General features: G+C 34.5%; 20 protein-coding genes and 3 pseudogenes. 9 read left to right on the top strand and 14 right to left on the bottom strand.

All coding sequences use genetic code 11. The annotated features are described in order from the left end of the window. Positions 1-114 precede the first annotated feature (114 nt). Positions 115-940: pseudogene (locus HHU08_RS19035) on the top strand (IS3 family transposase). A 73-nt stretch (positions 941-1013) separates the two neighbouring features. Here the strand turns inward: HHU08_RS19035 and HHU08_RS19040 are convergent. The 7 genes and pseudogenes from HHU08_RS19040 to HHU08_RS19070 form a co-directional block, all read right to left on the bottom strand. Next, the gene (locus HHU08_RS19040; protein ID WP_016202495.1) at positions 1014-1784 is read right to left on the bottom strand and encodes a MerR family transcriptional regulator; all 771 of its coding nucleotides are present in this window, start codon (positions 1782-1784) and stop codon (positions 1014-1016) included. Between the two features lie 166 nt (positions 1785-1950). Next, positions 1951-2664, bottom strand: coding sequence for a GntR family transcriptional regulator (locus HHU08_RS19045; protein ID WP_101729253.1), 714 nt, complete (start codon positions 2662-2664; stop codon positions 1951-1953). Between the two features lie 790 nt (positions 2665-3454). After that, positions 3455-4180: a DsbA family oxidoreductase gene (locus HHU08_RS19050; protein WP_016203827.1), complete on the bottom strand. Its 726-nt coding sequence runs from the start codon at positions 4178-4180 to the stop codon at positions 3455-3457. A gap of 294 nt (positions 4181-4474) precedes the next feature. Further along, positions 4475-5063: pseudogene (locus HHU08_RS19055) on the bottom strand (nitroreductase family protein). A gap of 144 nt (positions 5064-5207) precedes the next feature. Continuing rightward, entirely contained in the window at positions 5208-5741 is a 534-nt protein-coding gene (locus HHU08_RS19060; protein ID WP_016203829.1) for an NADPH-dependent FMN reductase, read from the bottom strand. A 149-nt stretch (positions 5742-5890) separates the two neighbouring features. Continuing rightward, the gene (locus HHU08_RS19065; protein WP_169189048.1) at positions 5891-7078 is read right to left on the bottom strand and encodes an aminotransferase-like domain-containing protein; all 1188 of its coding nucleotides are present in this window, start codon (positions 7076-7078) and stop codon (positions 5891-5893) included. A 283-nt stretch (positions 7079-7361) separates the two neighbouring features. Further along, positions 7362-8477, bottom strand: a complete 1116-nt coding sequence (locus tag HHU08_RS19070) for an IS4 family transposase (protein ID WP_169189049.1) — start codon at positions 8475-8477, stop codon at positions 7362-7364. Between the two features lie 242 nt (positions 8478-8719). Here HHU08_RS19070 and HHU08_RS19075 point away from each other — a divergent pair, with 242 nt between their 5' ends. Continuing rightward, positions 8720-9046, top strand: coding sequence for a hypothetical protein (locus HHU08_RS19075; protein ID WP_101729254.1), 327 nt, complete (start codon positions 8720-8722; stop codon positions 9044-9046). Positions 9047-9178: 132 nt separating this feature from the next. On the opposite strand, the gene HHU08_RS25765 is transcribed toward HHU08_RS19075, so the two are convergent. Both HHU08_RS25765 and HHU08_RS25770 read right to left on the bottom strand, forming a co-directional pair. After that, a complete protein-coding gene (locus tag HHU08_RS25765; RefSeq protein WP_169189050.1) occupies positions 9179-10336 on the bottom strand; it encodes a GNAT family N-acetyltransferase in 1158 nt (385 codons plus the stop codon). Positions 10337-10541: 205 nt separating this feature from the next. Then, positions 10542-12266: pseudogene (locus HHU08_RS25770) on the bottom strand (ABC transporter ATP-binding protein). A gap of 131 nt (positions 12267-12397) precedes the next feature. Between HHU08_RS25770 and HHU08_RS19090 the strand changes: the two are divergent. Beyond that, positions 12398-13033: a hypothetical protein gene (locus HHU08_RS19090; RefSeq protein WP_169189051.1), complete on the top strand. Its 636-nt coding sequence runs from the start codon at positions 12398-12400 to the stop codon at positions 13031-13033. Positions 13034-13466: 433 nt separating this feature from the next. Here the strand turns inward: HHU08_RS19090 and HHU08_RS19095 are convergent, their stop codons facing one another. The 4 genes from HHU08_RS19095 to HHU08_RS19110 all read right to left on the bottom strand — a co-directional run bounded on the left by HHU08_RS19095 (position 13467) and on the right by HHU08_RS19110 (position 17541). Then, positions 13467-14540, bottom strand: a complete 1074-nt coding sequence (locus tag HHU08_RS19095; RefSeq protein WP_169189052.1) for a sulfate/molybdate ABC transporter ATP-binding protein — start codon at positions 14538-14540, stop codon at positions 13467-13469. 24 nt (positions 14541-14564) lie between these two features. Then, complete coding sequence (gene cysW, locus HHU08_RS19100) at positions 14565-15440, bottom strand: sulfate ABC transporter permease subunit CysW (protein ID WP_016203834.1); 876 nt, start codon at positions 15438-15440, stop codon at positions 14565-14567. A gap of 16 nt (positions 15441-15456) precedes the next feature. After that, positions 15457-16302: a sulfate ABC transporter permease subunit CysT gene (cysT, locus tag HHU08_RS19105; RefSeq protein ID WP_169189053.1), complete on the bottom strand. Its 846-nt coding sequence runs from the start codon at positions 16300-16302 to the stop codon at positions 15457-15459. A gap of 183 nt (positions 16303-16485) precedes the next feature. After that, the gene (locus HHU08_RS19110; RefSeq protein WP_169189054.1) at positions 16486-17541 is read right to left on the bottom strand and encodes a sulfate ABC transporter substrate-binding protein; all 1056 of its coding nucleotides are present in this window, start codon (positions 17539-17541) and stop codon (positions 16486-16488) included. A gap of 282 nt (positions 17542-17823) precedes the next feature. Here HHU08_RS19110 and HHU08_RS19115 point away from each other — a divergent pair, with 282 nt between their 5' ends. The 5 genes from HHU08_RS19115 (at position 17824) to HHU08_RS19135 (ending at position 21493) form a co-directional block, all read left to right on the top strand. Continuing rightward, positions 17824-18384 carry an MEDS domain-containing protein gene (locus HHU08_RS19115; protein ID WP_016203837.1) on the top strand — a complete coding sequence of 187 codons (561 nt, stop codon included), beginning with the start codon at positions 17824-17826 and terminating at the stop codon, positions 18382-18384. Positions 18385-18803: 419 nt separating this feature from the next. Continuing rightward, entirely contained in the window at positions 18804-19580 is a 777-nt protein-coding gene (locus HHU08_RS19120; protein WP_016203838.1) for an amino acid ABC transporter substrate-binding protein, read from the top strand. A 74-nt stretch (positions 19581-19654) separates the two neighbouring features. Then, entirely contained in the window at positions 19655-20314 is a 660-nt protein-coding gene (locus HHU08_RS19125; RefSeq protein ID WP_169189055.1) for an amino acid ABC transporter permease, read from the top strand. Between the two features lie 15 nt (positions 20315-20329). Next, the gene (locus HHU08_RS19130) at positions 20330-21076 is read left to right on the top strand and encodes an amino acid ABC transporter ATP-binding protein (protein ID WP_169189056.1); all 747 of its coding nucleotides are present in this window, start codon (positions 20330-20332) and stop codon (positions 21074-21076) included. 198 nt (positions 21077-21274) lie between these two features. Then, a complete protein-coding gene (locus HHU08_RS19135; protein WP_328823044.1) occupies positions 21275-21493 on the top strand; it encodes a YozQ family protein in 219 nt (72 codons plus the stop codon). Positions 21494-21727: 234 nt separating this feature from the next. Here the strand turns inward: HHU08_RS19135 and HHU08_RS19140 are convergent, their stop codons facing one another. After that, positions 21728-22804, bottom strand: a complete 1077-nt coding sequence (locus tag HHU08_RS19140; protein WP_328823072.1) for an IS4 family transposase — start codon at positions 22802-22804, stop codon at positions 21728-21730. Between the two features lie 196 nt (positions 22805-23000). Between HHU08_RS19140 and HHU08_RS19145 the strand changes: the two genes are divergently transcribed. Beyond that, positions 23001-24152 carry a GntR family transcriptional regulator gene (locus HHU08_RS19145; RefSeq protein ID WP_101729258.1) on the top strand — a complete coding sequence of 384 codons (1152 nt, stop codon included), beginning with the start codon at positions 23001-23003 and terminating at the stop codon, positions 24150-24152. Positions 24153-24643: the final 491 nt, after the last annotated feature.

Genomic DNA, 24643 nt, shown 5'->3' on the forward strand with positions numbered 1-24643 from the left:
ATCAGCTATTCATTAAAAAGAGGGGATTTTTGATATTATCCCCTACAGGTAGACTGTAAAAAAAGAGAGAGCATGTTATTATGTTCTTAATAGTCTATCTGGAGGGGATTTTTTATGGCCAAAAAAGGACAAACCTTTTCACAATATACAGAAGGTCTAAAAAAGGAAGTAGTGCGTTTAAAATTGGAGGAAGGTTGGTCTTACCGAATGTTACGGGAAACGTTCGGTATTAAGAGTGATGCCCAAATAGCAGAATGGGTTAAGAAAGTACAAAATGGAGAGTCCTTTGATGATCAAAGAGGAAATTGGGATTTTTATAAACCACAAACGTGTTAGAAGGTTAATGAGAGATTTAGGAATTCGTTCTGTTATTCGAAAAAAACGTCCTTTCTATGGAAGAAGAGGCTCTATAGTATTTCCTAACATTCTTAATCAAAATTTCTACGCAGAAAATTACTATCAGAAGCTTGTGACGGATATTACATATATTCGAATTGGACATAATTCATTTGTTTATTTATCAGCCGTTTTGGACCTTTATAATAATGAGATTGTAGCATGGGAAATGTCTACTAGAAATGATTTAGAATTAGTGCAAAATACAGTAATTAAATTAAATCCATCTTTAATTAAGAATGGAGAAACACTTTTACATTCTGACCAAGGATTTCAATATACAACTAAGCGATATCAAAAGCTTTTAGAAGGTATGAAAATAGTCGGTAGCCATTCTAGAAAAGGAAATTGTTTTGATAATGCATGTATAGAGTCGTTCTTTTCACATTTAAAAACAGAAAAGCTTTATTTAGTTGCACCAAAAACGTATGAGGAAGCTTACAAAGCTGTAAACGAATATATTTTCTATTACAATCACGAACGATTTCAGAAAAAATATAACGACCTTTCCCCGATTGAATATCGAGAAAAGGCCGCAGCTTAATATACTCTTTTTTTCATTGTCTACTTGACAGGGGTAAGTGCAAAAGAGAATCAAGGAACTTTTTTATTATTACCTAGCTATCAGAAGTCACTCCTGTATAAATTAAAATTGCATCTCGTAAAAAGGCAGTTGTTCCAACTTGCTCTTTATCATAATAAGAGGTAAAACGTTCATCGGCAACATACATTTCTGCCAATCCTGCATGAGCCTCTTTTTTATACTCCGGCCATGTAAAAGAAAGCCATTGTTTATGCAAATCTGCAGCTTTTTGGGCTGCTTCTCCTGCTGGATTACCTTCTTTTACTGCTTTTTTTAATGTTGAAAAAAGCTCTGTCTCTACTTCTACCATGTTACGATACGCACTTTCAGACATATTCATTAGTTTTGCATTAGATTGATTAATTGTGTCTTCTCCATACTTTTCTCTAATTTCTTTTCCATACTTTGCTTCATTATCATCTACTAATTTCTTTTTGAACCCTTCAAATTTTTCCTTATCAGACATGGTCGTTCTCCCTTCTAATGTTTTCATCGTTTTTTCAACATTTATAATTAATTGCTGAATCTGTTGATTTTTTGCCAGAAGTTTTTCATGATGCTCCTTTAAAGCTTCTTTGACGTCAAAAGAAGGAAAAGCCATCATTTTCTTAATTGTTTCTAATGGGACATCTAGTTCACGATAAAAAAGAATTTGCTGTAATAAATCTACCTCTTTTTGTCCATAAATCCGATATCCTGATGAATTGATTCTCGCCGGCTTAAGAAGGCCAATTTCATCATAATAGCGTAACGTTCTCGTACTTACTCCTGCTAACTTTCCTAATGCATTTATGGTATACTCCATTTTTTCACCTCCTGACAATTTAATCGTAAACGTTGACGTAACGTAAATGTAAATAGTTTTTTCATCATTTTTTTTTGCAAAAAAGCAGTTATCACAAAGAAAATGATAACTGCTTTTTTATTAAGTCTTTTTCCTACTTTTATAAACATCGCTTTTCCATATCTATTTACCGCTTTAAATTTACGGTTGTTACCTCAAATTTATCGTAACGATGACGGGAAAAAGAATATTCAAATGGAACACCATTATTTAAATAACCCACATGCTCTACTTCTAAAATTGGATCATTCAATTCACATTCAAGATGTTCATGATCTAATTCAGCCGATTTGCATGCTCTTATTTTCCGATGAGATCCAGCTATTGTTAACCCTAAGGTTTTTGTAATATGCTCATAAACTGATCCATATAACACCTCATCATTTAAACCAGTAATTACGGTTGTTGGCATATACGTAATTTCTAAAACATATGGTTCGTTTTTTACAGAGCGTAATCTAATTAAATAGTAAACAGGTGTTTTCACATCAATTGCTAAGTGTGCTGCAACCTCTTCAGAAGGAAAATGAACTTCAAATTTAATGATTTTACTCTCTATCTTTTCTCCATCTAACAGCTTAGACAATCCTAATATTTCATTCGTTAGCACATTTACCCTACTATCATGTAGTGCCGATTGAACAATAAAAGTTCCATGCCCTCTTTTTCGATACAGAAGTCCTTCCATTACTAGTTTGTCTAATGCTCTTTTCATGGTCATTCTGCTACATGAAAACTCTTTAGACAAAGATATTTCATCTGGAATTGGATGATCTAATGGATAAAAGTTTTCTTTAATACGACGTTTCACTTCAACTGCTATTGCTTCATACTTGTTCATAAACGAACCACCTTAATTAATAAAAAATAATCTATAACGAAGACTCTATCAGTGAGGTTTTCCTCATCTTCCACTGATGGTTAGTTGAACCAATCGGACCTTCACGGACAGTTGATCTCCCACCTATCTTCCTCGTATTCTCATAAGCTTGAGGGGGGAGTCTTACTGCCCGTTAAGTGTGGGATAAAATATAATCTTGCTTTTTTCAACGAAAACAAAATGTCTTTTTAATTATAAGCATTTAATTACAAAAGTCTATACTTTAAAAATGCACCCTTGAAATCTCTATTTATAGTATAATACATTTCCTTATAAATCGTATACCTTTTTAAAAACGCTTTCAAAAAAAATCAGAAAACCATATCGGTAATAGGAGATTTAGGAAAAGTAACTGTTGATGAAAAAGGGGGAAATGCAGAAAGAGGATGTGACAAAACAAAATATCTAATGGGTAAAGACGAACAATCTCTCATTTAGTAGCGAAACCAACTCGTTTCATCCTTTTTTTAAAAAGAAAATATAATGAGTAGGAAATACGAAGCAGACTGAATACACGTAGACTCCTATGGAGCTGCGAGAAAGTCCAAGACCCTGCAGGAACGAGGGCTCGCCCCATGGAAAGCGAAGTGTATGCTGGCTGCGGGTGATCACCACAAACCTTCCTTCTTAAAATGAATAAAACCCCAAACAATTATACGAACTTTTCAATCAGCATTTACGTATAATTGTTCGGATTTATATTTAGTTGGGATATTTTGTCCCAGCCTTTCATTTTATGATATAAATGTGATTATTTTTTCGGAATTTCGCAGCCTTCATCTGTACATACCGCACCTTCTGTACCTGCACCTGAAAGATCTTGAAATTTAGGGGTTGGATGATCTTCCTGCCATACTTGTTCAAGAACCCGCTTGAATGTCTCTAAAGGTTGAGCGCCTGAGATAGAGTATTTTTGATTAATAACAAAGAATGGAACACCTGTTACGCCAATTTGACTTGCTAGTGCCTCGTCAATTCTGACGTCATTTGCAAAACTTGTTGAATCTGCTAATACTTTTCGTTGATCCTCTTCTTCAAGTCCTACTGATTTTCCTATTCCTACTAACGTATTATGATCACTTATTAATTTTCCTTCTGTAAAGTAAGAATACAATAATTTCTCGGTTAGCTCTTTTTCTTTTCCGACTGTTTGTGCATACTTTGTTAAACGGTGTGCATCAAATGTATTTGTTGGTTTCATGTTATCAAAATCATATTTCAAGCCTGTACTTGCTGCTTGACTTCCAACATTACTATTCGCATTTTTCGCTTCTTCTACACTCATTCTATATTTACCAGCAAGAACTTCATGAATACTTTTACCAGCATACATTTCAGCATTAGGATCTAATTCAAAGCTCTTAAATTCTACTTCAACTTGATCTTTGTAAGGAAATTGTTCTAAAGCCATCTCTAAACGGCGTTTTCCAATATAGCAAAATGGGCACACATAGTCTGACCATACTTCAATTTTCATGTTTCCACCTTCTTTATAGTGATGTTATCATCCTATCACAGTAGTAGGAATATTACTTTTATTTTGCTTTGACTGTTTTCATATAGTTTGTTGCACTATATGAGCAGCCTAAATACACATAGCTTTCCATGGGCAAGATTTTTCCTTGTCTCATCTGTCTCGCTAAAACCTGCATAAATCTACCTGTATTCAGACTACTAAATAATTCCTTTTAAACTCTACCTTCTTTAAAGGAAAGGTCATACTTCGTGCAATAGAAAAACTCCTTTTTCAGGAGTCCTTCTAAAACAAGCTCTATTTAAAAATTTTCACGCGATCTTCTAACGGCTTAAATTCTTTTTCTCCTGGTTCTATTGTTGGCTTACCAAATGGCATTTGTGCAACGAGCTTCCAAGAAGATGGTATATCCCATTCCACCTGTACAGCCTCATCAATTAGAGGGTTATAGTGCTGTAAGGAAGCTCCGAACCCTACTTCTTCCAATGCAGTCCAGATGACTAATTGATGCATTGCATTTGTTTGATTTGCCCAAATTGGAAAATTCTCAGCATAGAGCGCAAACTGCTTTTGTAACCCTTCTACTACTTCTTGATCTTCAAAAAATAATATCGTTCCATAGCCAGCCTTAAAGGAACTAATTTTCTCTTTAGTGGTAGCAAAATTTTCAGCTGGAACAATTTTTTGCAATTCATCTGCTGTTATATCCCAAAGTCTATCATGCTGTTCCTTTAATAAAATCACTACTCTTGAGAATTGAAGGATGATGGTGTATGAAGCACCGCTTCATTCACAACTTCTTGGATTTTTTCACAGACACTACCTGTTCTTTGCTAAGACCATAGTATGAGCGACGGTTTTTAATCGCCTCTAAAAATGCACTCATTTATAGAGGCCAATCGAAAATTTTTTCATATATATAATACCCATTTTTCGTATTCTTAAAATGACTTTCCAAAAATTTCTCGACCGGATATCATTTTATTTCCAAAAGAGTAAGGCTTTGAAAGCCTTACTCTATGTATCACCATTATCCACGAATTGTTTTTAATGCTGTGCTCCAAGCTACTACTTGATCAAGCATTGCATTGATATTTTCTAGATGAAGAGAAGATGGCTTAAATGTTGTGAAGTTCTCAAAATCAGTAAATAAAGAAAGGGTTGGATGAACACGAACGTCTGCGACTTGCAGTTCTCCTAGAATTCCTCTTAAATGTTCTGCTGCACGTGCTCCACCAGTTGAACCATAACTCACAATTCCAGCTGCTTTATTATTCCAAGTTTCTCTTGCAGAATCTAAAGCATTTTTCAATGCACCAGTAATACTATGATTATACTCAGCTACTACAAAAACAAATCCGTCAAGACTTGCTAATTTTTCATTCCAAGCTGCCACATTTTCTTGCCCTTCTGCTGCTCCTAAAAATGGTAAGTTGAACTCTGCAATATCAACGATTTCATATTCAGCATCCCCACGCTTGTCAGCTATTTCTTTCACCCATGCTCCAACTTGTGGACTTACTCTTCCTTGACGAGTACTACCTAAGATAATTCCAATTTTCATCATTTTAACCTCCGTATTTTTTTAAAAATTTTCACTACATTTTTATCCTAATACTGAGATTATTCAATTGCAAATAATACGACTTACTTTTATTTAAAAAGTTATTAAAAGTAACTTACTTTTATTTTTTGTAAATCAAAAAAGTACACCTAACATATTTCTTGCACTAACTTTCCTAAATTTGTAATACCTCTAATAATATTCTCTTCTGACATATAGGAATAATTAATTCGACAATGATTTTTCTCTTGAATATTAGGGAAGAAGCTTTCTCCTGGAACATAGCCCACTTTCGCGATAGGCAAACTACGTTCCTGCATCAAGATTTTGGTATCAATATGCTGTGGAAAGGTAAGCCATGTAAACAATCCACCTTGAGGATTTGTATAGGCTACACTCTTTGGAAAAGCTTCGTGTAAAGTTTGAAACATCAACTCTTTTTTATGTTTATATGTTTCGCGAATATGTACGATATGTTCATCTAAATCATACATATCCATAAACCGGTTCACTGCATACATATTTAAGGTTGAATTTTGCGTATCGGAAGCCATTTTTAATAAACTTAGTTTCTCCGCTAAAGCACGGTCAGCAATTAACCAGCCAAGACGTAATCCTGGGCTAAGGATTTTAGAAAAACTACCAATATGAATGACTCTTCCTTCCGTGTCGAAACTTTTAATAGATGGTAAATCTTCCCCTTCATAACGTATTTCACGATACGGACTGTCTTCGACAATGACAACATTATGCTTATTCGCTAATTCCACTAATGTCTTTCTTCGCTCCAAGCTCATTGTCACTCCAGTTGGATTCTGAAATTCAGGAACTGTATAAATGAGTTTCACATTTGGATGCTTCTGTAAAGCTGCTTCCAGCTCGTCCATTCGCATACCATCTTCATCCATAGATACACCTACATATTCTGGCTCATATGGATTAAATGCAGCAAGTGCACCTAAAAAAGTTGGATTTTCCGTTATAATGATATCTCCTTTGTCAATAAAAGCTTTCGCTGCAAGGTCTAACCCTTGTTGACCTCCTTGAATTATAAAAAGGTTATCGACACAACAGCTGATACCAATCTGCTTTACCCGATTCACTAACTTCTCTCTTAACGCCATTAATCCTTCTGTACCAGTATATTGAAGTGCTAATCTTCCCTCTTCCTGTAAAACCTGATCATACACTTTTCGTAATTTTTCTATTGGAAAAATTTCAGGGTCTGGATATCCACCACCAAATGAAATAATAGATGGATCTGCCCCTAACTTTAATAGTTCTCTAATAGCTGATGGTTTTACTCTTTCTATTCGGTTGGCATATTTGTAATTCATACTTCTTCCCCCTTCTATCTATTTACTATTCAGACTAGAATATTCAGTATATTCATTATAGTTTAACATTTTGCTTTTGAATATATTTTTGACATTTAAGATTATAGTTACTTCAGATTTTTTTTGTATTTATTATCACTAGTGTTGCATAAATATTGTCGCAATTTTCAGTCTGATTATCCTCCTTGTTTAGAGCCAAAAAGGTAAATACCTATTCAAAGGTGGCTCCATCCATTTGGGTTTTTTTTACAATTAGACTTGTGCGACAACAACAATTTGCTTATTAAGGGATGGCTTTCCCTTCAATCTTTCGAAGCCAGATATGGGCTGGTTTCCACAATGCAGCCCTTAAATAACGGCTAATTTGTAAGGTTTTTCGCTTACTTCTTGTTTCAAGTTGTACGAGAACATGTAGGCAAAAAACAATCAGTGCGATAAACACTTGGTTTTGAATCGCCCATTCACTTTGACCGTAGAACTTTTTGATGCTGAGATGCTGTTTGATCCATTTAAAGAACAACTCAATTGCCCACCGTGATTTGTACATCTCTGAAATTTCTTCGGCACTCAAATCAAAACGATTGGTAATTAAATGCAGTTCATTTCCTTTTGAATCCATCACTTTTAGAAGACGAAAGTAATTTTCAGCACGGTTTTGAGTCGTACCAATCAACACCATTTGATCTGACAAAACAGCTGAATTCTCGGGTAGTTTAAAATTATAAACTTCCCGTATGACTGCGTTTTTCCGTAGCCTTGAAAGAAAAAAGTAACCATCATCTGTCATTCGGTCAAAGCGCTCGTAATCTAGGTAGCCACGGTCAAACACATACATGCATTCTTTATCATCAACCATGATTTCAAGCTGACCACGATCATGTTCTTTTGCCGTTGTTAAAACAGCCTTTTCAGGATAGGAACTCCCTTTTTCCATAAACACAAGTCTCAAATGCAACTTGACACCCGCTTTTGTTTTGCGGAACTTTGCCCATTTATGATTGGTCAAATTAAGTGGCAATGTGCTTGAATCAATGATTTTTAACGGCATAATAAGCTTTGTATAATGTGTTTTTGCATGAATTTGTGCGACTAAATCAAGGAAAAGCCTTTGAAATAAATCTGGATTTATACCGTTTAATCGGCGTGAGAGCTGAGAAATACTGATTGAATCAAGATCAATGCCTTTTTGTAGTTGGTCGTCGAAAAGACAATCGCTTAGCTCATGCAAACTTTCGACTTCTTGTAGCTGTGCAAAAAGGAGTAATTTTAGAAATGAGTCTGTTTTTAGTTTTTTCGTATAGTAATCTAATTTCAACGTTTTCACGGTTTTTTCAAAAAGTTGAAGATTTATTGGTGAAAACCATTGTCCAAATGAAGTTTTTCGTGTAATCTTGTCCATGAGTTGGTCCTTTTTTAGTGGATTTGGACGGGTTACCACCTGACTTATCCATTATAAAGGACTTTTTCTTTGCATAAAATAATAAAATTGAACATTTTGAGTATTTTTAATAGTAAAAATAAATTAATGCAACACTAGTGATTTATTATAATAAATAGATAAGAATATGCCTTTTGATGCAGCTGAATAAAAAGAGGGTATTTCAATAAAAAAATAAAATAGAAGATAAAAAGAGGTATCTTATGAAAATGTGGCTAGAAAATCTTAGAAGAAAAAAAGGTCAACAAAATTTATTTATCCTTATATTATTTGGATTATTTTTTCTTCTTCCCGAACAATATCTATTAACAAATTTTGCTTATGCTATAATTCTCTTTTTAATTGCTTATATATCTGCCTATATAGAAATAGACCCAGTATGGAAAGGTTTGCTCTTTTCATTGATAGTGACGTTAATAGTTATAGTTATTATTTTATCCATCGTAAGTTTGTTCCCAAATATTCCTTTTCTACTACTGATACTGGTTACCATAATTACAGCAGGATTAGCTATATACTGGATCGGTTAATACAAATAGACAAAAATCGTTTATTTTCATGACCCTAGCTTAGTGATATAAAAAAGGAAAACGGTCTGAATGTCACTATCAGACCGTTTTCACAATTGTTGATGTAACTCCCTATCAATTGAAGAACTTTACTCAAATTCTCATAGAGATTACCCTTTCTACAAGTTTCTCCATATAGACTGCTTTCACTGCCATTCCATTTGGATTAGCAGCTGTTTCTTCTTTTGTAATAACAAAACCTAATTTTTCATATAATTCAATATTTTTCGGAATATTTGCTCTTACTTTACATTCTACTTTCTGCTTTCTGTTTAACAATGCATATTCCTCCATCCAAGCTAGCATCGCTTTTGCTATCCCTTTCCCTCTTGCTGAAGGAATTACCGAAAGTCTGGAAAAATAAAGAGAATCATCTTTTAGCTGCAAACGGGAGGAACCGTAGGGGATATCATCTAACCAATAGATAATAGCTTGCTCCGTTCCACTTTTAAGAGCATTTATTAATTTGTCGACTGGTTCTGTCAATGCACTGGAAGGTACCTCAATATAACGATAATCTTCAAATGCTTCTAGCATTAATTTATGTACAATCGGAGCCTCTTCCTCTGTCACAAGGCTTATTCGCTCCTTTCTCTTTCTATCTATTAAAATTTCTTTTAATTGATTAATACTTTCTACTATGAATGTTGCATTTACGTGATTTAACTCTTCGTATGTGCCGTATCCATATGTAACACCTATAGAATCAATTCCTGTATTATTTGCCCCAATAATATCATGCTCTCGGTCCCCTATCATCACAAAATCACGATGTTGATATGCTGGATACAACGCTAATATGTATTGAATAATTTCTGTTTTGGATGATCTAGTACCATCCAGATTACTGCCAATAATATGAGCAAAATACCTTTCTATTTGAAAATATTTCAGAATTTCTTCTGCAAAAACAGTTGGTTTAGAAGTTGCTACAATTAAAATGCAGCCTTTTTCTCTCAAGGAGTCAAGCAAGGTGGTTATATTTGAGTATAATTTATTTTCAAACATTCCTAATTGCTTAAATCTCTCTCTGTATAAGGCTATTGCTTGATTCGTGATATCTTGATTAAAACCATAATATGTAGAAAATGATTCTTGGAGTGGTGGTCCAATAAACCTTTCTAACTTGGCTAAATCCGATTCTTCTTGCCCTAATTTTTGCAATGCATACTGAACCGACTTCGTAATTCCTTCTTTAGGATCTGAAAGCGTACCATCTAAGTCAAATAGTACTATTTGATATATACTCATTCCCTTCTCCCTCCCCGTTTGTTTAAAAAATCAAAATAATCAGTTTTTTAACAATAGAAATCTTCCTTATCTTCTCGCTTATTATAACTAATTACTAAATTTCCAACAATACTAAGGGAATGGAAAGTACAAAAATACATCTTGCATTTTTATATTAGGGATAGGATATTGCTAAGTTAAATATTTACCTATCCCCTAATAATTTCTAAATAGGCATTGCTACCCAATGATCTTTTGATACTTCTACAAGCCTTGTATTGTTTACTTGATATTTATCTTCACCAAGATTACCTTCCGTAATATTCCTGTTTTTATTCTTTTCCACTTTAGGATCTGGAATAGGAATTGCTGCTAATAGTTCTTTCGTATAAGCATGCTGTGGATTCGCGTACAATTCTTCACTTTCTGCAATTTCAACTATCTTCCCAGCATACATAACAGCTACTCGATCACTAATATGTTTTACCATCGATAAATCATGGGCAATAAATAAATACGTCAAGCCCAGTTTATGCTGCAAATCCTCTAAAAGCTTTACAATTTGGTGCTTGAATAGAAACATCTAACGCTGATAAGGGTTCATCACAAACGATAAAAGACGGTTCGCTCTCGCGATGCCAATTCTCTGCCGTTGCCCACCTGAAAATTCATGGGGGTATCTAAAGGCATGAGAAGGATCCAATCCGACCATATTCAATAATTCTTCTACTCTTTTTAAACGTTCTGTAGGATTTTTATATAATTGATGGATATCTAGTGCTTGCCCAATGATATCTACTATCTTGAACCTTGGATTAAGACTGGCATATGGATCTTGAAAGATAATTTGCATGTGACGACGGAGCATTTTCAATTCACTTTTCTTTAATCGATGAACGGGAATTCCTTGATATAATATTTCACCACTCGTCGGTTCATGTAATCGTAAAATGGATCGCCCTGTTGTGGATTTTCCTGAACCTGACTCCCCAACCAAGCCTAATGTTTCTCCTGCTCGGATATCGAAACTAACATCATCTACTGCTTTTAAAGTACCTCCTTTTCCAATAGTAAAGTGTTTGTTTAATGAATTCACCTCAAGAATTGGCTGATCCTGTTCGATTGGCAGATGAATAGGAGCTGGCTTTATTTTTTTCTTTTCGTCAAGCCTTGGCAGAGCATGTAAAAGTTTTTTTGTATAGGGATGTTTAGGCTTTTCAAATATTTCTTCTGTTGTTCCAGACTCGACTACTTCACCATCTTTCATCACTACGACATTATCACACATACCTGCAACAACCCCTAAATCATGGGTGATTAAAATAATGGATGTACCAAACCGTTTCTGCATATTCTTCATTAAAGCCAGGATTTGAGCTTGAATCGTTACATCTAATGCGGTCGTTGGCTCATCGGCAATTAATAAAGTGGGACGACATGCAAGGGCAATCGCAATCATTACCCTTTGTCTCATTCCTCCCGAGAATTCATGTGGATATTGATTATAGCGTTCCTTCTCATCTCGGATTCCTACTAAACGTAACAATTCTAATGCTTGTTTTTTCGCTTCTGTTTTTGATAATTTTTGATGTTTGGATAGACCTTCTGCTATTTGTTTACCAATTCTAATTGTCGGATTTAAGGAGGTCATCGGATCTTGAAAGATCATGCCAATCTCTTTCCCACGAATATGCTCCATTTCTTTTTCCGATTTCTCAGCAAGATTTTCTCCCAAAAAGGTAATGACGCCGTCCTTCATCAAAGAAGGTGGCGAAGGAAGGAGTCTCATGATAGAACGGGCTGTGACACTTTTCCCACTACCTGACTCACCAACTATTCCTAACGTTTCCCCCTTTTTCACTTCAAAGCTTACTCCTTTAACTGCCTCAAATTCCTGATTCTGAGTAAGAAAAGAAACTTTTAAATTATCAACCTTTAATATACTGTTCACCTATTTCACCTTCTATGTATTTACTAATTTACTTTTTTCTTTCAAAATATATTGATTTTTTAGTATTCTACAAATAAAATATACTATACAGGTCGGAATAATGTAATTTAAAGAAAGGAGGAAAAAAATATTTGAATACTGAAACACCCATTCATAGAAATAGAGAATCTATGTTCATTGAATTTAGCGACCATATTCAGCGAACGTTTTTCAAGCTTCAAAAACGCCCACTATATCTTTTAGCGATCATTATTTTGGGGTTACCAATTAGTTTTGTTGCTGGTTTTGTTTATTTATATAAAAAAAGGAAAGATCCTTATCAGTCTTTTTCCATCCAAATAAAGAATAAACTGTTGGATGAAGGACATATGGAAAGACTACATAGCAAATATAAAAAGCAGATAGAAAGAAAAGCAGCGTTTTTTAACCAAGATTACACACCTGCTGAAATAAATAAACTAGCCAAACAGTGGGCAGAAGAACAGTTCCAAAAAGATGTTGATGACAAAGCTAACGATGAACTGATTACGTATAAAAAAAGGAAAATAACTTATAAGGACACTTTTCTTTCTTTAATATCTAATCCAAGGTTAATTCTATATACTATCCTTCCAGGCATTCTTATGTATATCTTTTTATGGATTTGTTCTAATCCTTATTTAAAATTTATTATGGAAAGATTACTTATGAGTATATTTGTTATCTTTGGCGTAACATTTCTTGTTTTCACGATTCTATATTTTTTAAAATGGAAAAACTGTCGATAATCTCATTCTCATCCATCTTTCTTTTTTTCTTCTACAAATATCTTCAATCTTCATGATTTTATATTTTCCAAAGGCTTTTTTCGTAAAGTTTGTTGCGATTACCCGCAGCCGGAATACACTTCGCTTTCCGTGGGGCTCGCGCTGATGAGCCTCCTCAGCTTCTCCTCCGGTGTCTCAGACTGTCTCGCTAATCCCCGTGGCGTCTTCGTGTATTCCGGCTGCTCCATTTTTCCAACTAATTATTTTTTTCGATTGAAAAAACAACAATCCTTTAGAAAACGCCCTTTCCAAAAGACACTCCTATTGAGGAAGGCTCTAAAACTAACTAGTCCTTCCTCTCCTATCATTATTGCCATTCTCCAAAACCATATTAATTTTAATTCTCAGAAAAAAACTATGCTGCATAACAGCATAGTAAAAAGCGTATTTTTATTCAAATAGAATAATCTTCTGGAATAAATATCTTCAATTGGTTTGGCTTTATATAAACCTGTTCTTTTTGCTTTAATGATAGAATACGAAAGTTTTCTTTTGTAATTTCCGCTTCTAAATATTCATCAGAATCCTGTCTCTTTAATTCTAAATGGACAATCGGACCTACAATATGAATATGATTTATGGTTGCTAAAATTGAATCTTCCCCTAGTGCTTCTTTACTAATATGAATATCATGGGGACGAACATATCCTACTGCTTGCTTGTTCTTTTCATGCTTCCATTCTGGAACAGAAAAAATACTTTCTCCTTGATGAAGCTTTCCGTTTTCAAGCCTTCCATAAAACAAATTTACATTACCGAGAAAGTCATATACGAATGGACTGTTTGGGTGTTCATATACCTCTTCTGGTGAACCAATTTGTTCAATTTTCCCTTCATTCATGACGACTATTCGATCGGCAACATCCAGTGCCTCTTCTTGGTCATGTGTTACAAATACACTCGTAATATGAAATTCATCATGTAGTCGTCTTAACCATCGTCTTAAATCCTTTCTAACTTTCGCATCCAATGCCCCAAATGGTTCATCCAACAAGAGAACTTTAGGTTCTACTGCTAATGCTCTTGCTAATGCAACACGTTGTTTTTGGCCTCCAGATAGCTGAGAAGGAAAGCGATTTTTCAGTTCCTCTAGTTTGACTAAACGTAATAATTCATTTACCTTTGATTCTATATCTTGCTTAGAAGGGCGAGTTTTTCTTGGTCTTACCTTTAACCCATATGCAATATTTTCAAAGACTGTCATATGACGAAAAAGAGCATAATGCTGAAACACAAACCCAACATTTCGTTCTTTTGTGCTTATTTCCGTCATATTATTTTCTCCAAAGTAAATGACTCCTTGATCTGCGGTCTCCAATCCAGCAATAATTCTTAATAGAGAGGTTTTTCCGGACCCTGAAGGACCTAGTAATGCAACTAATTCCCCTGTATTAATTTCTAAATTTATATCCTTTAATGCTTGGAAAGAACCAAATGTTTTGGAAACATCTTTTATTAAAATACTCATCTCCTATTTCCTCCTCTCATATGACTAGTTATTCATAAGCTGTTTTTTGGTCTTCCACTCTAGTAAGCTTTTAATAATTAAGGTAATAATTGCTAATATAGACATAAGTGTGGCGACTGCGAATGCAGCTGCAAAACGGTACTCGCCATATAAGATCTCAATGTGCAGAGGCATCGTATTTGTCAATCCACGAATATGGCCTGACACGACAGAAACAGCTCCAAATTCTCCGATTGCTCTTGCATTACATAAAATGACTCCATATAAAAGACCCCATTTTATATTCGGTAATGTCACATACCAAAATGTTTTCCATCCTCCTGCACCAAGTGTAAGAGATGCCTCCTCTTCCGATGTTCCTTGTGCTTGCATTAAAGGAATTAATTCTCTCGCAACAAATGGCAGGGTAACAAAAACTGTAGCTAATACAATCCCTGGAACTGCAAAGATAATTTTTATATTATGAGCAAAAAGCCATTCTCCGAATAAACCGTGTGTACTAAAAAGCAACACAAATACTAATCCAGCTATAACTGGCGAAACGGCAAAAGGTAGATCAATTAATGTAATTAATAGATTCTTTCCTTTAAATTGGAACTTTGATACAGCCCATGCTGCAGCAACTCCAAAAATCGCATTTAACGGCACAGCAATCACTGCTACCAATAAAGTAAGCTTTATTGCAGCTAAAGCATCAGGTTCTGTTATAGCTGCAAGATAGACCTTTACGCCTTGGTCAAATGCTTGTATAAAAATGGTGATTAAAGGTAGTAATAGAAATATACCTAAGAATATAAGCGCAATGCTTATTAAAACAAAGCGTAGCCATTTTGGCTCCGAAGTACTTGAATTAGTTTGAATAGGTGCTGAGATTTGCTGTAATGGTACGTTTCCCGCCATAATAACTCCTCCTTTCTTAGTTCGTAGTCATATTTCGATTTGTCCACCACTGTAATAGATTTATACAGAAAAGTAAGACAAAAGAGATAAATAACATGACAGATGCAATTGCAGTAGCACCTGCGTAGTCATACTGTTCGAGTTTCGTAATAATTAATAATGGCGTAATTTCTGTTTTCATCGGCATGTTTCCGGCAATAAAAACAACAGAACCATACTCTCCTAACGATCGAGCAAATGCCAGTGTAAAACCTGCAAGAATTGCTGGTAGTAACTCTGGAATAATTACTTTAATAAATGTTTGAAGTCTAGTTGCCCCAAGACTTGCTGACGCTTCTTCTATCTCTTTTTCCAGATTTTGCAGAACGGGTTGAACCATCCGGACAACAAAGGGCAAGCCGATAAAAGTTAAGGCAATGGTTACTCCAATAGGAGTAAAGGCTACCTTAAATCCAAGGAGACTACCTATCCATCCGTTTGGCGCATAGAGAGTTGTTAATGCAATTCCTGCAACTGCTGTTGGAAGAGCAAAAGGTAAATCAACTAACCCATCAACAATCCTTTTACCTGGAAAGGAATAGCGAACTAATACCCATGCAAGTAATACACCGAACACTACATTTATTAAGGCAGCAGTGAAAGACGCTCCAAAACTTAATTTATAGGAGGCAACTACTCTTGGGTCTAAAACCGTATCCCAAAATCTTGTCCATCCCATTTTTGACGTATTAAAAAAGATCATGGTTAATGGCAATATTACCAAGATACTTAGGTATAGCATCGTATATCCTAAGGACAGTCCAAAACCAGGAAGAACATTATTTTTTTTAAAACCTCGTTTTTGTTTCCTTCCATTACTCATCTCATCACCTCTGTAAGCTTGAAAACAGCCATAGTTAATATTGATAGACTGCTTTTTATGTTGTTTAACAGCAAATCATCATTCCCGCTTAAGTATAGTTAAATGGGAATGATGATTTGAAAAATATGTTTTTTACCTAATAGAAATAATCAGCAATGTTTTAATACTACTTTTCTTTACAAATTAATTAGAAGGAATATAGATTTGGTCAAATGTTCCCCCGTCACTAAAATGTTTTTCTTGCGCTTCTGTCCAGCCACCGAAGTCATCGTCAATCGTAACTAATTCAATATCTTCAAATTGATCTGCATATTTTTTTAATACTTCTGGATCTCTTGGTCGATAGTAATTTTTCGCTGCAATTTCCTGCCCTACCTCACTATACAAATATTGAAGATATTCTTTAGCCACTTCTGTAGTGCCTTTTTTCTCTGTAATCCCTTCTACTACAGCTACTGGTGGTTCCGCCAATATACTTAATGAGGGACTAACTATTTCAAAGTTATCTTTTCCTAATTCATCAATTGCTAAATAAGCTTCATTTTCCCAAGCTATTAATACATCTCCTATCCCTCTCTGAACAAATGTATTAGTAGAGTCGCGTGCACCCGAATCGAGAACTTCCACATTTTGAAATAGTCCTTTAATAAATTCTTTGATTTTCTCCTCATCGCCATTATACTGTTTAGCAGCATAAGCCCATGCGGCTAGATAGTTCCATCTTGCACCACCAGAGGTTTTAGGATTAGGAGTGACAACTGAGATGTCTTCTTTAATAAGGTCATTCCAATCCTTAATATTTTTGGGATTACCCTTTCTTACAAGGAATACAATAGTTGACGTATAAGGGGTAGAATTATTCTCAAATTTTGTTTGCCAATCTTCTGGAATGATGCCTTCTCTTTCTTTTACAATCGCATCAATATCTCCTGCCAAAGCTAGTGTAACAACATCTGCTTCGATTCCATCAATGACCGCCCGCGCTTGTTTTCCAGATCCTCCATGTGACTGTTGAACCGTCACATCCTGTCCCTTTTTTTCTTTCCAATATTTCGCGAATGCCTCATTATATTCTTGATAAAGTTCTCTCGTAGGATCATATGAAACATTCAAAAGTTCTATCGATGAAGCATCCGAATTAGCACCACTGCTTTTGGAATCACTGCATCCAGAAAGTATTAATGATACTGTTAGTAGAATAGTAGAAATTTTAAATAACGATTTTACTTCTTTTTTCATTGAATGGTTCCCCCTCTTTTTATAAAAAAAGGCTACTACCGTCATTATAATACGGTAGTAGCCTTCAGTTTTTCTGATCAGCTTTCTTCCAACTCGGAATATTAAGTATTTTTAATAAATTTATTATTATTAATTTATACTCATTTATCTTATAAGTCAACTAGGAATTAAAAAGTTTTTTCTTATAACAAATTATTTCCTCCTTTTATTTCATATTTTATTAGTTATCTTCTCTTATAAATCCTCTATAATGAAATTATTATTAAAAGAAGAGGTGTATATTTGGAAAATAAAAAGCAGCTATTTTTTGAGGGGAAAGAGAAATTACATGTTTTATTCTTCTACACCGGCATGCAAAGTTATATGGAGGAAGTTCTCGGCTTTATCTATGCTGGAATAGAAGCAGGGGAGTACGTAGTCCTTATTGATAATGACAGAAACTTCAAAAAGATTTCAGAACAATTAAAAGCTCGATTGACCCCCATCCAATTGAAGCAATTACATTACGTAAATAGTTTAGATTTTTATTTTTCCAGTGGGAGCTATCATCCACCAGCAATTACAGATTACTTTAATAAAACCGTTCAACCTTATATTAATCAAAATATCACCTTTCGATCATGGGCACATGTAGAATGGGCAACAATGGATGAACCCTTCCATTTAATTGGAGATTTCGAAAGAGTAGTAGATAACGCTGTCAACGAAATTTCCTTTCCGTTGATATGCGCATATGGAGAACGGAAAATGCCAAGTACTTTGGAAACTATTTTATTAGAAACTCATCCTTATATTTTGAAAAAAGAAAAACTTGTTTTTTCACAAAAATACATACCAGAATAACCATTTACTGCAAGAATAAAACCTTATGCATTATAGAAAGTTCTTTTTACGGTGGCTAAGTGTTTAATGCTTTATTGTTTTTTAGCATTAATCACTAAACCTCCTCGGCTTCGCCTATTGACCTCCCTTTTCCCTCACTTCCCGCAGGAATCACATAAATTAAGGATAATAAACATCCTTTCCCTTTAAAAAGTACTCATTCCGAAAATTCCCTCTGTTATTAGCTTATTTTTCTGCCAAAATCCTTTATCATACTAATATACTAAAATATTTTATTGACAATTCCTTTTTTAATATGGTAAATTCTATTCATTGGTTTATCACTCTAACATATTATCGAACTAAAGGATTTTTCCGTTATTTTAATAGATTTATCTTCTGGAAATATAACTAACAATTCATAAAGGTGGCTTTTCAACATGAAACGTTTAGCAATTAATTTAGTTATTTTAGCATCAGTATTTTTCGTTTTTGCAGCTTGTTCCAACAATTCTAAAGACAAAAAAGAAGATACATTAATCATTGGTATTGATGATAAATTTGCTCCAATGGGATTTAGGGATGACAATAATGAGATTGTCGGTTTTGATATTGATTATGCGAAAGCGGCAGCTGAAAAAATGAATATGTCTGTTCAATTTCAGCCAATCGATTGGAAAACAAAAGAATCTGAACTAAGCAGTGGTCGAATTGACTTAATTTGGAATGGTTATACGATTACAGATGAGCGTAAAGAAAAGGTCCTTTTCACAAAGCCTTATTTAAAAAACGCACAAGTTGTTGTTACATTAGCTAATTCACCGATTACGAAATTAGATGATTTAGAAGGAAAGGTTGTAGGTCTTCAATCGCTTTCCTCTGCATCAGATGCATTAGATAACAGTTCAATCAAATCTAAAATTAAAGAAGTTACGGAGTTCTCTGATAATGTATTAGCATTAAATGATTTAAAATCCGGTCGTTTAGATGCTGTTGTTATTGATGAAATTGTTATTGATTATTATATGACGAAAGAACAAGATTCCTTTAAAGTACTTAATGAATCACTTGCTCCAGAAGAATATGGAATTGGTGTCAAAAAGGGCAATGAAGCTTTATTGGAGAAGCTTCAAAGAGCACTTGATAAAATGAATGAAGATGGTACAGCCGCTGACATCTCAGAAAAATGGTTTGGTGAAAATAAAGTATTACAGTAAGATTTAGCAAATGAATCGTAAACAAAACAGGATTTCTTTCCGAAAGCCTGTTTTGTTTTGTTGGAGGAATAAAAATGTCGTTAGATTATATGTTATCTATACTGAAACCAATGTTGGAAGGTGCACAAGCAACCGTTCTCTTATTTCTGATTGCGATTGTAGTATCTATTCCATTAGGTTTCCTATTAACCCTCGCTATTAGAAGCAGTATTAAGCCAATCGCATGGCTGGCAAGCTGTTACATTTACGTTATGCGCGGAACACCATTATTACTGCAATTATTGTTTATCTGCTTTGGTTTGCCAATGATTCCAGGTATTGGAGAATATTTAGTGTTAGATCGTTTTGTCGCTGCCTCTTTAGGTTTTATTTTAAATTATGCAGCTTATTTCGCAGAAATTTTCCGTGGAGGTCTATTGGCTATCGATAAAGGCCAATATGAAGCATCTCAAGTTCTTGGCTTAAATAGATGGCAAACAACGACTCGTGTTGTGCTGCCACAAATGTTTCGCATTGCTCTTCCTGCAGTGGCAAACGAATCTGTTACATTAGTGAAGGATACGGCCCTACTCTATGCTGTTGCGGTACCAGAATTGCTACACTTTGCACAAACTGCAGTAAATCGTGATTTTACCATTGTGCCATTTTTTGTTGCGGGAACTATTTATTTAATCATGACTCTGTTATTAACAGCACTATTTAAATGGCTAGAGCGTAGATTTAAATTTGAATAAAAAGGACGGATACTTATGGCAATCATTGAAATATCAAATCTCAAAAAATCATATGACAAGATAGAAGTGTTAAAGCAGATTTCCTTCGATGTCAATAACAATGATGTTGTTGCTGTTATTGGTCCATCTGGTTCTGGAAAAAGTACAATGCTCCGTTGTCTTGTTGATTTAGAAAAAATAGATGCGGGTAGTATTCGCGTTTGTGGAGAAGAGTTAGTGAAAGACGGAATCTATTCACAACCACAAAAAATTAAGCAAATTACTACAAAAATGGGGATGGTTTTTCAGCATTTTAACCTTTTTCCACACCTTACCGTAAAAGAGAATATTGAACTTGCACCGAAATTAGTCAAGAAAGAATCGGTCGCTAACATTCATGAAAGAAGCATGAAAATACTGAAAAAAATCGGGCTTTCTAAATTCACAAATGTATATCCAGCCAAACTCTCAGGCGGACAAAAACAACGGGTTGCAATTGCTCGTGCATTAATGATGGAACCAGAAATTTTGCTGTTTGATGAACCAACATCTGCCTTAGATCCCGAATTGACTGGTGAAGTATTAGAGGTGATGAAAGACTTAGCAGAAGAAAAAATGACGATGATTGTCGTTACCCACGAAATGGGATTTGCCAAGGAAGTAGCAAACAAAGTCATCTTCATGGATAATGGGGTAATCGAAGAGTCGGGTCCTCCAAACAGTCTCTTTACGAACCCTCAATCAGCACGTACGAAAGCTTTTTTGAGTCGGAATTTAAAATAAGTATCCATTACAAGAGCTGTGCTATTCACAAGCTCTTTTTTTGCTTAAAATTAAAGGAAAATAAATTTTAAAAAAGTATCCTTTTTAATAGCAAGATTAAATCATTGCTTATTTAATTTTCAGCAAAACTAAAATTTCATGAGTAATTTGTTATCATTTAGAAAAAAATACATCTGAAGATCTTATTACGAAAAAGGAGTGTTTCCGTTGAAAAAAAAGAATTCTGATCAAAACACCGATGTAGCCGGTCGTGTATTTAATCCTAGTGATTATGAAAAAAACGACCAACTTTCTTCTGGATTAGCAACGACGCATGAGCAAGCTAGCGATACATATACAGAAGGAGAAATTGGTGCAGTAATTGATGATGCCGATGGGGAAGATATTGAAATAGGTAAAAAAAGAAAAAATAAATAAGTTCTAAAACATACAAGAGACTATTTTCATTGCAATGAAAATAGTCCCTTGTATGTTATTTATTTTGATTTTAAATAAGCAGATTAAACCACTAGAGTCGCATAAATATTGAATGAATTTTCAGTTTTTCATTTTGTCCAATTTTGAGTAAAAAGAAAGATGCTCAAGTAGAGGTAGCAAACATCCATTTTTTTACTATAACCATTGACAAGTGTGACAGAGGCTTTGAGATCCTTATGGGACTGTATTGCCTTCTATTTTTCGCAACCAAACGCGAGCCGACTTCCATAAAGCTGCTTTTAAATAGCGACTAATTTGTAAGTACGTTCGCTTACTTCCCGTGTTCAGCTGAGCCAGTACATTCAAACAGTACACGATCATGGCAATATACACTTGGTTATGTACAGCCTGTTCACTCTGGCCATAGAATTTTTTGATATTCAAATGTTGTTTCATCCATTTGAATATCAATTCAATGGCCCAGCGTGATTTGTAAAGTTCAGCGATTTCATCTGCACTTAAATCAAAGCGATTCGTTAATAAATGTAGCTGATTGCCTTTTGAATCTAGTACTTTGATCAAACGAAATTCATTTTCAGAACGATTTTGTGTCGTTCCAATGACGACCATTTCATCTGATAAAACTGAAGAATCTTCTGGTAACGAAAATGTTTCAAGTTTACGTACAACAGCATTTTTTCTCAAACGGGAAACGAAGAAATAGCCTTCATCTGTCATGCGATCGAATCGTTCATAATCCAAGTATCCACGGTCAAACACATACATGCATTCTTTGTCATCGACAAGTACTTCAAGCTGACCACGGTCATGTTCGTTTGCATTCGTAAGCACAGATTGGTCTGGATAAGAACATCCTTTTTCCATAAACACAAGGCGAAGGTGGAGCTTCACACCAGATTTTGTTTTCCGGAATTTTGCCCACTTATGATTGTTCAAATTCAATGGCAATGTACTTGAATCAATGATTTTGAGTGGAGTTGTCGTTTTTCTTCTCGCTTGAAAATCAGTCTTTTCGTGAATTTGCGTGACTAAATCAAGAAAAATGGTTTGAAAAAACTTAGTTGGAACCCGATTTAATCGTCTACCCAGTTGAGAAAAACTAATGGAATCAAGTTGGGTTGTGTTCTGTAATTCTTCCGAAAATACACAATCACTTAAAGCACGCAAGCTCTCTGTTTCATGGAGTTGTGCGTACAGTAGTAATTTCAAAAAGGAAGTCATATGAAGCTTCTTAGTATAGTAATTTAATTGATAGGTTTTCACTTGTTCCTCAAAAAGATTATTGGAAATGGGTGAAAGTCATTGTTCAAATGATGTTTTTCGTGTAAACTTATCCATGCGATTTCCTTTATTTTTGGATTTGGATAGGTTACTACCACCAAACCATTATAAAGGATTTTTTTATGGAGAAATGAATTGACAGAAAAAACAATCTATTGTTTATTAAAAAGTTATTTTAATGCGACGCTAGTGGGTATTTATCGGTATGTATAACATTTATGAAGAAACAGGTGAAATTATGAAAAAGCCTCTTTATCAAATAGTTTATGAAAAACTTGAAAAGCAAATTATAAAAAAGGAATGGAAACTAAATGAAAAACTTCCATCTGAATCAGAATTAGCGTCTCAATTTAACGTTAGTAGTATAACGATCAAACGTGCATTAAATGAATTAAAAAATCAAGGATACCTTTCTAGAAAGCCGAAAGAGGGGACTATTGTTATTTCCAATAAAGGAAAAATAACAAACACACAAAAATTAGAATTACATAAATTCACAATCGGTTTAATTGTGACGAACTTAGATGATACATTTGGAACAAACATACTTAATGGCATACTTGATCATTGCCCTCCTGGAGTAAATATTATCTTAAAAAAAACAATGGGTAATGAAAAAAAAGAAGATGAAATAATCCGAGAATTCATTCAATCTGACATTGATGGCATTATTTTATTGCCATCATCATCCCAATTTCTTGCTCCAACTATTTTAGACTTAGCAGCAAAAAAATTCCCTATAATTGTGATTGATCGAACACTAAATAACTTACCTATTTCGTGCATTACTTCTAATAATATCGAAGCAGCAGAGAAATTAACTTCTTATCTTATGGAACTTGGGCATAAAAATATTGGTATTCTAACATCTACGAATCTTGTCTCTAGTGTAAAGGAGAGGATTCAAGGATATATTCAGGCACATGCGGCTAATCAAGTCAAAATGGATCAGGCTTTACAACAAAGTTTCATCCAATCTGTTATTCCAAATTATTACGAATCAATAAAATCTGATCAAAAGAAAATAATGAATTTTATTCAAAGTCAGCCTCAAATGACGGCAATTGTAGCAGCAGAATATAATATTGCACAGCTAATAAAACAGGCTTGTCAGCAGATAGATAAGAACATCCCTAATGAACTTTCTATTTGTTGCTTTGACTATCCAGCAAATCTATTTAGTAAAGAAGATGTTGCATTTACTCATATTGAACAGCAACAATATGAGATGGGGGAAGCAGCCGTTAAACAAGTTTTACAACAAATTCAATCTCCTGAAAAAATAATAAAAAAAGTTCTAAATGGACGCTTAAAATTGGGGATTTCCACCACCTTTATTTCAAAAAAAAGGAATTAACTCTTGCGGCAAAGTTACAAAGTTATTTACATTGAGTGGAGTTAAACTAAAAGAACACAAATTTTCAGGATGATCTAGAACGGTTATCTTTCAATGCATGAAGCCTTTGGAGAAGCTTGCGTTTATCGACAGCCTGCCAAAGCTATTTACATTGCTTACATCACTTAGTCTTACACTAATAAAAAGGGATAAAGCTTTTTATTTTATAGATTGCTCCTACTTTTCCACGGATTGGGAGGTGAGCTTCTTTGAATTCTCACCTGTCCCACTACTCCCTTAATAAGTCATCCTACCCCCAACCTGTATTAACAATAGAGCGCAATACGAAGTTCAGAAAACATACAAATTTTAATTTAGGAATATTTTCCATTTATAGATAATTCACCATTGTTAATATTCGCAGCAACTAACAATTGGTGTGCCTCTAAAAAAAAACGGATACATATTCTTAAACACCGGAATAAAACCGGCAAGTGCATCGCCATGACCAT

Source organism: Niallia alba, from assembly GCF_012933555.1.
Taxonomy (GTDB): Bacteria; Bacillota; Bacilli; order Bacillales; family Cytobacillaceae; genus Niallia; species Niallia alba.